This window comes from Cobetia amphilecti, from assembly GCF_020217465.1.
Taxonomy (GTDB): domain Bacteria; phylum Pseudomonadota; class Gammaproteobacteria; order Pseudomonadales; family Halomonadaceae; genus Cobetia; species Cobetia amphilecti.
Window position 1 is genome coordinate 1,496,260 of record NZ_CP084115.1, and the last position, 12,053, is coordinate 1,508,312.

The window sequence follows — 12,053 nt, forward strand, 5'->3', positions numbered from 1 at the left end:
TGCGATATCCCTGGTGGGAAGAGGCTCCCATTCGTTGATCAACCTGAATGCCAGCGAGCGAATATGTTGGACGCTATGGGGAGTGTTGCTGATGTCAGCAGCGCTGGCACGACCCTATCTGCCCATCGATGAAACTCGCTATGTCTCGGTGGCATGGGAGATGTGGCATGCCGGCAGCGGGTTCGTCTCGACCATGAACGGGGCGGCCTACGCTGACAAGCCGGTACTGTTGTTCTGGTTGATTCACGCCGGATGGATGGTCTTTGGAGTCAATGATGTCTGGCCAAGATTGGTGATGCCGCTGGTCAGTCTGCTGGGTATCTGGCAGATAGGGCGTGTCGCCCGCACCCTGTGGCCGGCCGCTAGCCTGGCCGATGCCGAACGGCAGAGGCATGAACTTTGGGTACGCATGGTGCGTTGGATGCTCGCCGGTTGTCTGATGTGGGTGCTCTATAGCCAGGCCTTGATGTTCGATGTGCTGTTGACGACGTGTCTACTAGGCGCGTTGCGGCCCTGGTGTACACCACAGGGAGGGCAGCCGTTCAGCCTGAGCGTCGTGCTCGAGAGTGGTGTGTGGCTGGGGTTGGCATTGCTGGCCAAAGGGCCGGTCGCACTCTTGTGGTTTCTGTTGGTGGTCGGCTCGCGCCCCTGGTGGACGCAAGCACAAGCCCGCGAGGTGTGGGTCTGTGAGTGGCGCGGTTGGGTGTTGAGCCTGCTGCTGAGCATCGCGGTGTTGTGCATCTGGTTGCTTCCCGCCGTCATCACAGGCCCTCCCGACTATGTCGAGGATCTGCTTTGGGGCCAGACGGCAAACCGCGTCGTCTCCGCGCAGGATCATGCTCGACCGCCATGGTGGTATCTACCGTGGCTGGCGGTGTTGATCTTCCCGCTCAGCCTGCGCCCGCGATTGCTGATCGAGGGGTTTCTGGCCTCGGTTGCTCGGCGGCCAACGTCAGAGCATCCCTTGCTGAAGCTGGGACGCTTCTGGGCACTGGGCGCACTGCTGGTCTTTTCACTTATCTCCGGCAAGCAAGTGCATTATCTGATGCCGCTACTGGTACCGGTGAGTCTGCTGCTGGCCTGGGCTGCTCTGCGCCAGCCTCCGGCTCGCACATCGCTGAAACTGCTGGCAATGATCAGCGGTGGCCTGGGACTGACAAGCCTGGCGTTGGCGGTCATCGTCATGCCCGCAGGCTGGCTGACTGATGCCTCATTTCTGCCGACCAACGCAGCGCTGGTGGCTTCGGGCAACGCAAGCCTTGCGTGTCTCATGGCGGGAGCTAGCTTGCTGGCCTTGATGGTATGGCTATGGCCTTCCGTGGATGAGGCGAGACGCTCCATCACGGCTCAAACACCTGCCGCTGAGTCACTGGGCAATAGCGCGCTGAATGCTCAGCGGCGACTGGCGCTGGGTAGCGTGTTGCTGGTGACCTGCTTGCTGGCCCTGACATTACGTCCGTTATGGCCACGTCTGGATCAGACTGCCCTGGCTCAATGGGTTCAGCACCATCAACAGGAAGGCCAGGAGGTGGCCGTCGTTGGCTGGGACTATCAGGCAACCTGGCAATTTCTGGGGCGACTGACCCAACCGCTGAAGCAGTTGAAGCGCGATTCGAGTCAGCTGGATTCCTGGCAGACAGCGCATCCCGATGGCTGGCTGATAATCGAGGCTGACAAATGTCTGCGTCTACCCGACACGCGAGGCCCTCTGGCCGGCATGCGTGATTGGTGTCAGGCGGCAGTAGACGATGGAGCCAATGCCACGCCGGTCTTTCATCAGGGACGCCACCGATTATTGACGGTACCCGCAGCGGCATTGGGCGGCCCCTCATCAGCACCAACGGCGTTGGTCATGACCGCTCAGGAGAAACGATGAGCATGAAAATACTGGTAACTGGGGCTGCAGGTTTCATTGGTGCTGCTCTGTGTGAGCGACTCTTGAAGGAAGGCCTGCAGGTCGTCGGTCTCGACAATCTCAACCCCTACTATCCGTTGGCGCTGAAGCAGCACCGCCTGACACGTCTCGAAGCACTTGCCGGGCAGTGCGTTGCTGCCCCCGGGAATGCACGCCGGCTGGGCAGCTTTCGCTTCGTCAAGCTGGATCTTGTCGAACGTGAGGTGCTTCGCACATTGATGCAGGAAGCGGAGTTTGATGTCGTCGTCAATCTGGCGGCCCAGGCTGGGGTGCGCCACTCCATCACTCAGCCTTTTGATTATGTCGACAGCAACCTGGTCGGCTTCGTCAATCTTCTTGAGGCTTGTCGTGACACGGCTCCGAGCCATTTGCTCTATGCTTCCAGCAGTTCCGTTTACGGGGATGATACCCGTCAGCCTCTGCAGGAATCCCAGGCGGGTGTACGCCCGCTCTCGCTGTACGCTGCCACGAAGCGCTCAAATGAATTGATGGCTTACAGCTACGCGCATCTCTATGGTTTACCGGTGACAGGGCTACGCTTCTTTACCGTTTATGGCGCCCGCGGGCGCCCGGACATGGCGCCACTTCGTTTCGCACGCAAGCTGCTGGCCGACGAGGTGATCGATGTCTACAACCATGGACAGATGGCACGTGATTTCACCCATGTCAGTGATATCGTGGAGGGCATCTACCGGCTTATGCACCTGCCGCCGACGCAGGAAGTGAATGCCGCTCCCTCGCGTGTCCTGAACCTCGGGCGTGGCGAGCCCATCGCATTGGGGAATTTCATCAATGGCCTCGAGGCAGCGCTGGGTGTCCCGGCTCGCAAGCGTCTGCTGCCGATGCAGCCAGGGGATGTCGAGCGTACCTGGGCAGATACCTCGACACTCGAGACGCTGACCGGCTTTCGCCCCAGTGTCAGTCTTGCGACAGGGCTTGAGGAGTTGGCTGAGTGGGCGCAGCAGTATCCGTCACTGCTGAGAGAAACCGATGATGAGCAATCGCCCCGGGTGGGATGTCCTGACGAAGCAGGCGTCGCTGCAGGTGGACATTCTGGACGCATGACAAAGGCCGGCATGTCCGCCATGACGGCCTTGGCCTTCAGTAGTGGAACTCTCTTGAAGGCCTGAGTGCGATCAGTGGCTGTATATCTGAGGTCAGGTCGAGAAGAGACCAGTTCCCAACACAAAGAGCCCCGCCAGTGACTGGCGGGGCTCCTTGTGTCTTGCCTGTCAGCCGCTATCAGCAGCGACCCTCGCAGTTGGCAGGCTTGTCATTGGCGATGCGCCAGTCCTCCTCGTTGGCCAGCGTGGCCAGCGGCGACAGCATCGAGAAGTCGAACTCGGTGAGGCAGGTGCCGCGTTGTACGCGCTTGGGCCAGTCATGATTGGCCAGCGCCGAGCGACCGATGGCGACCAGGTCCGCGTGCTGCAGGGCGGCCTGCGCCTTCGCGACGCTGGCGACATTGCCATTGGTGATCAGACTCACCTCGGCGGCCTTCTCGCTGCGCACCTGTGCCGCCAGTGCGGTCAGGCTGAGGCTGCGCTCGCGCTCGTCGTCTGCCTCGGGGAAGGCGGGGGCATCGACATCACTGCCGGTCAGGTGCAGGAAATCCAGCCCGGCCTCCATCAGCTTGGCGAAGCGCTCGCGGGCCTTGTCAGGACCGCCCTGCCAGGTGAGCTCCGGCTCGGTCACGGTGCCCTGGGACAGGCGCATGCCGATGGCGAAGTCGGCGCCGACTGCCTCACGCACGCTGCGGATGACCGCCAGCGGGAAGGCCAGACGCGCGATGGCGTCGCCGCCCCAGGCATCGTCACGCTGATTGAAGCGCTCACTGATGAACTGGTGGATCAGGTAGCCGTTGGCACCATGCAGCTCGATACCATCGAAGCCGGCTTCCTTGGCGCGACGGGCGCTGGTGGCAAAGCCGGCGATCGCATCATGGATCTCCGCTTCGCTGATCTCGCGGGCCAGCGGGAAGGGGCCGGAGCCACCGTAGAAGCTGAGCATCTCGCCACTGGCGCGGCTCTCGGAGGGGGCGACGACCTCATCCTTGAAGCGGTTGTGCTGGGTCTGGGCGCCGGCATGCATCAGCTGGGCGATGATACGCCCACCTTGTTGATGCACGGCGTCGACCACCGGACGCCAGCTGTCCAGCTGTGCCTGGTTGGCCAGCCCCGGCTGGTTGGCGTAGCCCTGGCTGAAGGCTTCATCGGTGTAGATGCCTTCGGTGATCAGCAGCGAGAAGTTGCCCCGCGCGAAATCGCGATAGTAATCGACCATGTCGAAGTGCACCTGGCCGTCATCCTGCGCGCTGGTACGTGTCATCGGGGCGAGCACCAGGCGATTGCTGAGCTCAAGCCCGGCGAAGGCATGGGGGGTGAACAGTGCGGTGGTGTCTGTCATCTAGTACGTCTCCCGCGGAAAGCATTCCGCTGTCGTATCCGGTCGTAGGCCCTGAGCGTCTGCGTGCACAAAGAGGTGAAGATCGACGCAGTGCGGTGGCCTGAATGAATGATCGACGGATCATCTGCATGCCCTATATCGTGCCTGCCGCACCTGGGTGTCACAAGCCGGAACGCTGGAAGGAGAGTGTTGTCGTTTTGACAACCTGTGCATGTAATTGCCTGAATTTGCGAGATTTTTTCTCAAATAATTCAGGGTTGCTGCATGAAGTGGCAACGCAGTGCTGCTTTCCATGCACATAAGCATATGCGCGCAACGACGCAGGCCCCGCAACCGTGGGTTGCGGGGCCTGCGTCGTCAGCGCCAATCGTGCCTATGGCGAGTGCTCCGTGCTGGCGATCACTTGCCGTCGCACTGGGCATTCTGCTTGCTGCTGCCTGAGGGCGGGCAGCCGAACCAGTTCTCGGTCGGCTTGGCCTGGCCAGTGTTGGCGTGTCGGCCGCCCTGGCTACCGACCTCGCCGCCATCGAGGCTTTTCTGTACCTGGCGCGTGGCGTTGTCCTTGTCTTGCTGACTCGCTTCGGGCTGTTCGTTCTGTTGATAGTGCGCGCCGTTGTCAGCTGCGCCGTCTGCGGTGCGCTTGGAGTGGCTGGGCGTTGGTTGGCCCTGCGAGGAATGCTGGGAAGAGGCCGCGCCGCTGGTCCCTGTCTCGGTGTTCATCTCGTCGAAGGCCTGGGCCGGGGAGAGGCCCAGCAGGCCCAGCATCACTGCGGCGGCGCCAATGCCACGGCGCAGGCGGGTGCTCGCGGCAGGGCGCAGGCGATGGAGAGAGGCGTTGTCGTCAGTGATGTCTGTCGAGGTCTTGTAGAACATGATGAGGGGACTCCTTGCGGGTCTGGCTGCCGGTGTCGGCAGCCGCGCGGGTGAGGGATTCACCGGCGACGTATGAGGTGTCGGCGAATGCTGCGCCAGCTTGCGAGCGCACGATGCCAGACATGAGAGGGTGACGTGAGTGACTGCAACTCGGCGTTGCGCGCCAGGTAATCGATAGAACAGTTATCGGGGCACACAGCGGGAATTCAACTCTTGTTCAATAATTGGCCGTGGCGACGGGCGCACTCGCCGGGGTGGGTGGCGTGTCTTGCTCACGCAATTGATAGGCAGCCGACACACGATCGATCAGACACTTGTGATGGCAAAAGGGCAGACGCCCCTTGAAGTCGCGACGCGCCATGACAATGTGAGAGGGACAGGGCAACGGCCCTGAGTGTTCACCCAGGTCAAGGAGACAGGCATGACGATCAAGAAAACCGGTTCCGCGCATTGGGAAGGTAGCGTCAAGCAGGGTAAAGGCACTGTCAGCAGTGAAAGTGGTGCGCTCAAGGATCAGCCTTACGGCTTCAATACGCGCTTTGAAGATGGCGCCGGCACCAATCCTGAAGAGCTGATCGGGGCGGCTCACGCCAGCTGCTTCTCGATGGCACTCTCGATGATGCTGGGCGAGGCGGGTCATGAGCCCAAGGCCATCGATACCACCGCCACCGTCCATCTGGACAAGGACGACAGCGGCTTCAGCGTGACCAAGGTCGCTCTGGTGACCAAGGCCGATGTGCCGGGCATCAGCGAGGCAGACTTCCAGTCCACCGCCGAGAAGGCCAAGGGCGGCTGCCCGATCTCCAAGCTGTTCACCGCCGAGATCTCGCTGGAAGCCTCGCTGGTCAACTGAGGCGTCGACCACGACAGAAACGACTCGCGTGACCTCAAGTTTCATCTCTGCGATGCGAGCATGAAAAAACCGCCCTTCGGGGCGGTTTTTTTCGTTGTGTGCGGTGAGCTTTCCGAGGGCGTGTACTAGCGCTTGTCTGAGCCGCTTTCTGAATCGCTCTCTGAACCGCTTTCTGAACCTCTGTCTGGGCTCATTGCCAACTCCTCCTCCTCGCTGACCTCGCCGGCGTGCTGCATGGCATTGCGGCGGGATTGCAGGCGCGTCAGTGGCTTGCGATCCGGCGTGCGGTACCAGCGAATGTTCTCGCGTGAGCACTGCTCCAATTCGGCGATCACCTGGGCGCCGAGCAGCAGGATCACGGCGCCAATCTCCAGCCCCAGCAGCAGCACGATCAGCGTCGCCAGCGAGCCGTAGACGGCACCGACGAAGGACAGGTGGGTGAAGTACCAGCTCAAGGCGAGACGCGTCAGCTCCCACAGGGTGGCCGCGACCAGGCCACCGACCAGCGCGCGGCGGGTCGAGACGCGGGTCTGGGGCAGTATCTTGTAGATGGCGCTGAACAGCCCGAACATGCCGACGATGCTGATCAGATAGATCACCTCGCTGCCGGCATCGCCCAGGGTCAGCTCGATGCCGGTCAGCAGTGTCAGGGCGTCATTCATCGCCGAGGCCAGCGCCACCAGCAGGGTCAGCGCCAGCAGGCCCGCGCCCAGCACCATCACGAAGGCGTAGGGCAGCAGGGCGGAAATCCAGGCGCTGCGCTTACGAATCACCGGATGCTGATGGAAGATCAGCGCGATGGCGTCTTCCAGCATGCGAAAGGCCAGTCCGGCGAAGAACAGCAAGCCGCCCATGCCGATCCAGCTGATCACCTCGCGATTGGCCAGCAGCTTGCGCACCGCGTCCAGCAGGATATCTTCCTGGCCCGGCCCCAGATGCTGGACCTGAATGGCGATGATGCTCATCAGGCGCGTTTCATCCACCAGGTGCGTCAGCAGCACGCAGAGCAAGGCGAACAGCGGCACGCTGGACAGCAGGATGTTGTAGCCGACGCCACCGGCCAGCAGCACGCCACGGTTGGCGATGAACTGCCCGATGACGCGCAGGGCGAAGGCCAGCAGGCGCGGCAGAAAGCGCAACAGGCGGCTGCTCACGGAGTCTGCAGCAGGGTCTGGCATGGCTGGGCATCCTCGCTTTGGTTCGTTAAGTCAGTTCTGGGTGATGTCAGCCGCGCTGCCGGGCGCGATGCTGGAAGAACGTCGAGGCGGTATAGAGCGCCAGACCGGTCCAGATCAGCACGAAGGTGATCAGCATCGTCGGATGCAGGGTTTCCTTGAAGATCAGCAGCGCGATCAGAAACTGCATGGTCGGGTTGATGTACATCAGGAAGCCGACCGTGGCGAGACGCAGGCGGCGCGCCGCACCGGCAAAGGCGAGCAGCGGCAGCGCGGTGAGCACGCCGCTGGACATCATCAGCACGCTGGCGGGAAGCCCTAGCGGGCCGACATCGCTGGCCGTGAAGTGCGATTCGCCGGAGAACCACTGACCGCCGATCAGCAGCAGCGCGAGTGGCGCGAGCATCATCGTCTCGACCAGCAGGCCCGACAGGCCATCCAGTGCGATGCGCTTTCTGAGCAGTCCGTAGGTGCCGAAGGTGACGGCCAGCGAGAGCGTGATCCACGGCAGTTTCGTCAGCCCGATCAGCTGCAGGCTCAGGCCGAGAACGGCCAGCCCCAGCGCGAACAGCTGCACGCGCGTCAGGCGCTCCTTCAGGAACAGCATGCCGAGCCCGACATTGACCAGCGGCGTCATGAAGTAACCGAGACTCGCCTGCAGTACCTCATGCACCTCCACCGCGTGGATGTAGATGCCCCAGTTGAGCGCGATCAGGATCGAGCAGGCCAGCACCGGCACAAGCTTGCGGGGTTCGGCGAAGGCGGCGCGCACCGGCGACCAGCGCCGGATGACGCTGATCAGCAGCACCATGAACACGCAGCTCCACAGGATGCGGTGCAGCAGCACTTCCCAGGCGGGAATGCCCTCGAACAGCGCGAAGTAGAGCGGAAAACAGCCCCACATCACATAGGCGCCCAGCCCGAAGCCGACACCCTTGGCGCTCTCGCGGCGCGCCTGCGCCAGACTCTCGGCGCAGGGGCTTGCCTGCTCCCGCCTCATTCGGAGTCGCTCGAACCATCCTGCGCCAGCGGTTTACCTGCGATGTAGTAGCCAGAAGGTTCAAGGGCGATGAAGAAGCTTTCGGCCTCCGGATAGCCGGCCTCGTTCATGGCCTGCGCGATGGATTGGGCGCACAGATCACGCACCTTCTGGCCTCGTTCGAACCACAGCACCTCGACGAAGGGGAAGGCATCGACGAGCTGACCATCGAACACATACTGGGTGGTGATGCATTCCAGCGTGAATTCGTCGCGCGTGGTGGCGGTCGCTTCGCTCAGCTGATCGATCAGTGCGCGCGAGACAGGGGTAAGACGGGCAGGCGTGACACCGTGGAAGCGAAGCTGAGGCATGAAGCTCTCCTGTGAGTCGGGATAGGGAGGGGGCGAGCAAGCTCGCGGTGAACTGACGTCGCCGCAACCTGGCGTGGCGACTTTGCGTTCATCGCCAATATATCACTGGCTTCTGATGCTCACACCCGCCGCCAGGGTTTCGTGCGCACGCTGAGCGGTGCGGCGATGACAGATCATGCTTTGCCTCTCACATCTGATCGCCACAGACGGTAGAATGAGCGCTTTCAAGGCGTGGCACGACCAGCGGCAGGGTGGGCAAGGCTTACGCCGCCGCGAAACCGCCAGTCGCCACTCAAGCGTCCATTCAGTCAGCAGGGAGGCACGACGACCATGACGACACAGCCACAGGCGACTTCCTCGCAAGCGAATGCTGGCGATGCCTCGCGAGGGGCGATACTGCGTGTCAGCCTGGTGCAGGCGGACCTGCGCTGGGAAGACCCGGCGGAGAACTGCCGCCTGCTCGGCGAGCAGCTGGATGCCGCTGGCCTGGTCATGGGCGCCGATGGCCGCAATGCCGAAACGGACCTGATCGTGCTGCCCGAGATGTTCGCTACCGGCTTCACCATGAATTCGCGTGAGATGGCGCAGCCGATGGAGTCCAGCGAGAGCGTCGACTGGCTCAAGGCGCAGGCCATCTCCCGTGGTTGCGTGATGACCGGCAGCATCGCGGTGCTGGATGACGGCGAGTGTTACAACCGCATGCTGTGGGCCACGCCCGACGGCGAGGTGACGCACTACGACAAGCGCCATCTGTTCCGCATGGCCGGTGAGCATGAGCGTTATGGCATGGGCTATGAGCGGGTGCTGGTCGAGCTCAACGGCTTTCGGATTCAACTCTCGGTCTGCTATGACCTGCGCTTCCCGACCTGGCTGCGTCAGCGTCCCGTCATCGGTGGCGTGAGTGCTGCCGAGACCGCCGCCGACAGCGCCTTTGAATATGACCTGCTGCTGTGCGTGGCCAACTGGCCGGGCGTACGGCGTCATCCGTGGCGTACGCTGCTGCAGGCGCGCGCCATCGAGAATCTGGCCTATGTGGTGGGCGTCAACCGTGTGGGTGACGACGCCAACGGGCTGCACTATACCGGCGACTCCATGGTCTGCGACTTCAAGGGCGAGCCCATCCTCGACCCTGCGCCAGACCAGCCCTTCATCGAGACCGTGACGCTTGAACGCGGCGCGCTCGACGAGTTTCGAACCAAGTTTCCGGCGTGGATGGACGCCGATCATTTCACTCTGGAGGCCTGATGCGCCTGGACAAATTCCTTACCGAAACCACGGATCTCAGCCGTAGCGATGCCAAGAAGGTCGTGCACCGCGGCGATGTCACCGTGGATGGTGAGGTAGTCAAGAACACCGCGAGCGCCGTCAAGGATGGCATGCGCGTCGAATGGAATGGCGAGCACCTGGAGCTGATGGGGCTGCGCTATCTGATGCTGTACAAGCCGGCCAATGTGGAATGCACCAGCAAGCCGGGCCTCTATGAGCGCGCGCATGACCTGATCGATCTGCCCAATGTCGAGCGCCTGAGCATCGTCGGGCGTCTCGATGTCGACACCACCGGTCTGGTGCTGATGACAGACGACGGCCAGTGGAACCACCGTGTCACCTCGCCCAAGAAGGCTTGTGCCAAGCGCTATCGCGTCACTCTGGCGCGTCCGCTGGAAGGCGATGAGCTGGCGCGCGCCGTGGAGGACTTCGATCACGGCCTGATGCTGGATGGCGAAGAGAAGCCGACGCGTCCGGCGCGTCTCGAGATGGAAACCGCCACCGTGGGCCTGCTGTGGATCACCGAAGGCCGTTACCACCAGGTGAAGCGCATGTTCGCTGCCATCGGCAATCACGTCGAAGCCCTGCATCGCGAAGCCATCGGGGCTGTCGAGCTGGACCCGGAGCTGGAGCCGGGCGAATGTCGCTTCCTGCGTCCGGAAGAGATCGCCAGCTTCTGATCATTCGCTTCTGGTCGCTAGCTTCTGATTCATCGACGCATGCGTCATGAAAAGCCCCCGTCATTTTCACGAATGGCGGGGGCTTTTTCATGCGCGTCGTTGGCCGCCGAGCCTTGTATCGATCCAACGATCGCGCTTAAGGTAGGCAATTGTCTGCTCGTATTGTGAATTATTTACTGGAAGTGGGTTTTGCAGAAGTGGTATTTATGCAGAGGCCGTCTTCAATCAAACGCTTGTTTCCAGTATTTTCATGACAATGGCGTATTCATAACAACAACGAGGAAAATCCACTATGTCGTCCCCCTTCTTCAAGTCGTCTCCCTTCACCAGGTCCCACCTGCTGAAACCTCTGCCACTGCGCATGGCGCTGGCGGGCAGTGGCCTGTTGCTGGCAACCCTGTCAGCGCCGGCGTCTGCCGCGGAAGATGCCAGTGTCGTGTTCGCGGCGCCGCCATGGCCGGGCGTGACCATGAAGACCGAGATCGCCTCCGAAGTCTTCGAGGCACTGGGTTACTCCCCCACCACCCGCCAGCTGGGCGCGCAGATCACTTACGAAGGCATCTCGCTCGGGGAAGTCGATGTCTACCTGGCCGCCTGGTTGCCGGGGCAGAGCACCATGTACAAGGCGGCTATGGCAAAGGATGCCATGGTCGACTTCGGCAACAATGTGGATGGCGCACGTGCCAATTTCGCCGTGCCACGTTACGTGGCCGAAGCCGGTGTCACCTCACTGCATGACGTCGACAAGCCGGAATTTGCCGACAAGTTCGAAAAGACCATCTATTCCATCGAGATCGGCTCGGGCTCCAGTGAAATCGCCAACCGTGCCGTCGATGAGGATATCTATGGCCTCGGCGATTGGGACCTCAAGGAGTCTTCCACTGCCGGCATGCTTGGTACAGTCGCCAATGCCATCAAGCGTGATGAGTGGGTCATGTTCGTCGGCTGGACTCCGCACTGGATGGGCGTCGAATACGACATGGTCTTCCTCGATGACCCGGAAGACCTCTGGGGCCCGGGTGGTGGTGCCAGTGATGTGAAGACCTTGGCCAACAAGGCGTGGTCGGAAGCACATCCCAATGCATCCATCTTCCTGGACCAGATCTCCTTCACCTCCGAGGAGCAGAGTGAACTCATCTATGGCTATGGCAAGGAAGAGCGCCCGCAGGAAGAGGTGGCGGGAACCTGGATGAAGGCCAACCCGGCCAAGGTCAAGGCCTGGCTGGAAGGCGTGACCACCCGTGATGGCGAGCCTGCATGGCCGGCCGTCAAGGAGGCTCTCGGCCTGCCGGAGGCATGATCGACAGCTTGAAAAGGTGCCGCTGATCTTTGTGTATGCAACACCTTGAATATAGTGCCAAGAACACGAAGCCCGCTCATTGAGCGGGCTTCGTGTTCTACAGCAGCGAACGTGTCAAAAGCGTGCGCAGCGTCTGGACAGGAAATGGCCTCTGGCGTGCCGCGCAGCAGGGGGTGTACTCGTCGTCATGCAAATCTTGCATGGAAAATCCAAATAAAGAATTGGTCGCGGGATA

11 protein-coding genes are annotated in these 12,053 nt (G+C 61.8%); 6 read left to right on the plus strand and 5 right to left on the minus strand.

What is annotated here, in order from left to right; all coding sequences use genetic code 11:
* Nucleotides 1-34 precede the first annotated feature (34 nt).
* On the plus strand, nt 35-1,876 hold the full coding sequence (locus LCW13_RS06500; protein WP_225347848.1) for an ArnT family glycosyltransferase: 1,842 nt from the start codon (nt 35-37) through the stop codon (nt 1,874-1,876).
* Between the two features lie 2 nt (nt 1,877-1,878).
* Entirely contained in the window at nt 1,879-3,045 is a 1,167-nt protein-coding gene (locus LCW13_RS06505) for an NAD-dependent epimerase/dehydratase family protein (protein ID WP_225347849.1), read from the plus strand.
* A 112-nt stretch (nt 3,046-3,157) separates the two neighbouring features.
* On the opposite strand, the gene LCW13_RS06510 is transcribed toward LCW13_RS06505, so the two are convergent.
* Nucleotides 3,158-4,321 carry an oxidoreductase gene (locus tag LCW13_RS06510; RefSeq protein WP_225347850.1) on the minus strand — a complete coding sequence of 388 codons (1,164 nt, stop codon included), beginning with the start codon at nt 4,319-4,321 and terminating at the stop codon, nt 3,158-3,160.
* A 399-nt stretch (nt 4,322-4,720) separates the two neighbouring features.
* On the minus strand, nt 4,721-5,194 hold the full coding sequence (locus tag LCW13_RS06515; protein ID WP_225347851.1) for a hypothetical protein: 474 nt from the start codon (nt 5,192-5,194) through the stop codon (nt 4,721-4,723).
* Nucleotides 5,195-5,615: 421 nt separating this feature from the next.
* Between LCW13_RS06515 and LCW13_RS06520 the strand changes: the two genes are divergently transcribed.
* Nucleotides 5,616-6,047, plus strand: a complete 432-nt coding sequence (locus LCW13_RS06520; RefSeq protein ID WP_043335071.1) for an OsmC family protein — start codon at nt 5,616-5,618, stop codon at nt 6,045-6,047.
* 125 nt (nt 6,048-6,172) lie between these two features.
* On the opposite strand, the gene LCW13_RS06525 is transcribed toward LCW13_RS06520, so the two are convergent.
* From LCW13_RS06525 to LCW13_RS06535, 3 genes are read right to left on the minus strand one after another with little or no spacing between them, the layout of a single operon-like run.
* Nucleotides 6,173-7,225, minus strand: a complete 1,053-nt coding sequence (locus tag LCW13_RS06525) for a YihY/virulence factor BrkB family protein (protein ID WP_225347852.1) — start codon at nt 7,223-7,225, stop codon at nt 6,173-6,175.
* 46 nt (nt 7,226-7,271) lie between these two features.
* Entirely contained in the window at nt 7,272-8,222 is a 951-nt protein-coding gene (gene rarD / locus LCW13_RS06530; protein ID WP_225347853.1) for an EamA family transporter RarD, read from the minus strand.
* Nucleotides 8,219-8,572 carry a DUF1904 family protein gene (locus LCW13_RS06535; RefSeq protein WP_225347854.1) on the minus strand — a complete coding sequence of 118 codons (354 nt, stop codon included), beginning with the start codon at nt 8,570-8,572 and terminating at the stop codon, nt 8,219-8,221. Before LCW13_RS06535 ends, rarD begins: the two co-directional genes overlap by 4 nt.
* A 330-nt stretch (nt 8,573-8,902) precedes the next feature.
* Here LCW13_RS06535 and LCW13_RS06540 point away from each other — a divergent pair, with 330 nt between their 5' ends.
* The 3 genes from LCW13_RS06540 (at nt 8,903) to LCW13_RS06550 (ending at nt 11,818) form a co-directional block, all read left to right on the plus strand.
* A complete protein-coding gene (locus tag LCW13_RS06540) occupies nt 8,903-9,817 on the plus strand; it encodes a nitrilase family protein (protein ID WP_225347855.1) in 915 nt (304 codons plus the stop codon).
* Entirely contained in the window at nt 9,817-10,518 is a 702-nt protein-coding gene (locus LCW13_RS06545) for a pseudouridine synthase (protein WP_054555772.1), read from the plus strand. The genes LCW13_RS06540 and LCW13_RS06545 overlap by 1 nt, the downstream gene beginning before the upstream one ends.
* Nucleotides 10,519-10,810: 292 nt before the next feature.
* Complete coding sequence (locus LCW13_RS06550) at nt 10,811-11,818, plus strand: ABC transporter substrate-binding protein (protein ID WP_225347856.1); 1,008 nt, start codon at nt 10,811-10,813, stop codon at nt 11,816-11,818.
* Nucleotides 11,819-12,053 lie beyond the last annotated feature (235 nt).